The sequence below is a fragment of the Micromonospora sp. NPDC049891 genome, assembly GCF_040660295.1.
Lineage (GTDB): Bacteria > Actinomycetota > Actinomycetes > Mycobacteriales > Micromonosporaceae > Micromonospora.
Map to the genome: position 1 here is coordinate 1 of NZ_JBFAML010000081.1, position 1,304 is coordinate 1,304.

1 protein-coding gene is annotated in these 1,304 nt (G+C 35.1%); it reads right to left on the reverse strand.

The window, feature by feature from the left end:
* Positions 1-191: 191 nt before the first annotated feature.
* Positions 192-593, reverse strand: coding sequence for a hypothetical protein (locus AB0I71_RS32550; protein WP_227256392.1), 402 nt, complete (start codon positions 591-593; stop codon positions 192-194).
* Positions 594-1,304: the final 711 nt, after the last annotated feature.

The following is a 1,304-nucleotide window of genomic DNA, read 5'->3' on the forward strand; positions in this document are numbered from 1 at the left end:
CACATTTACCTTTATAATAATTCTTATCGGACTCCACAGTTCTTTCCTCCTCCTACGACAGATGGAATAAGCTATTTCTAACAATCAATCACCATGTTACTTACAATAACCCTCTAATTTTCAATGCCACTATCAAAAAACTCAAAGCTTCAATTAACTACTAGCATTCAATAATCTCGAAATCCTTTGAACTATGAAATGAGAAAACCGAAAAAATTATTTGATTCTAAAGATAATAGCCGCTCATCGTCACCTGCCTTATATTTTAAGAAAACCCCTGAGGACGGATCGTCACTATAATTTACTCCAACTATGATAACCTCCTGCTCAGTTTTAAATGACTGGGAATAAATTGACATCATAGAAAATTGATCATCCACATCTACCTCAAACCACGGAGCGATGTTTTCAACCAAATGTGAATTAACAACCCCATCATTACCGATGTAAACCTCAAAAACAACCTCACCAGATATAAAGTAAATCCTGTCATACATCGGGTGAAAAATCGGTGGTGTATCCGAATCTATGTAGCCAGTGACAACTATATCACTCACCCCAAATTTAATTAAATGTTCACTAAACTCACTCATATATTCCATAAGCTAACGCCAGAATGAAAAATCAGATACGAAAATTTCGTTTATTATCAGACCACTAGGAATATGATTTATCGCATCGGAAATCTCATCATATGGGGATGGGAGGATAAACGAAACACCAAAATCATCATTAATAATGATGGAGCCATTGTATATTTTCTGCGACATCGTCAGCTTTATTATATCTATCACACTCATTCTGGGAAATATGATTCCATTGTAGCCCCTTGATAATGAGCATTACATCCAAGTGACAAAATGACACCGTCTTTATCAGTTACGATGGTCAAGGTATTGTCGACTGTATATGACTTTCGATCACTCCCGTCAGGTAGGAAGTGGTTTTTAATCTTAACACTAAATCTGGAGTGCATCTCATTAATATATAGTGAAATATTTTCATTTAGAACGACATTCCCTATGAAAACACCCGACACAATCCTCGCGTTAAAATCAATCATGTTAGACACCGTAATATTAAATGATTTATCAATGTGTACGGATGGATATTTCAAAATTATCAAACCTGCTCTTTTAGATACTTTTCATTCTAGACATTCAGAACCGACTGAGAATTGTCGGCTCTAGCAACATCACTTATTTTAATCATTAAAAACTAGAGTGTTTCTCTCAAGATTGTGATCTTTTATATAACTATCTTCCCATTCAAAATAATCATTCGGTGCTGTACGAGGAAAACCC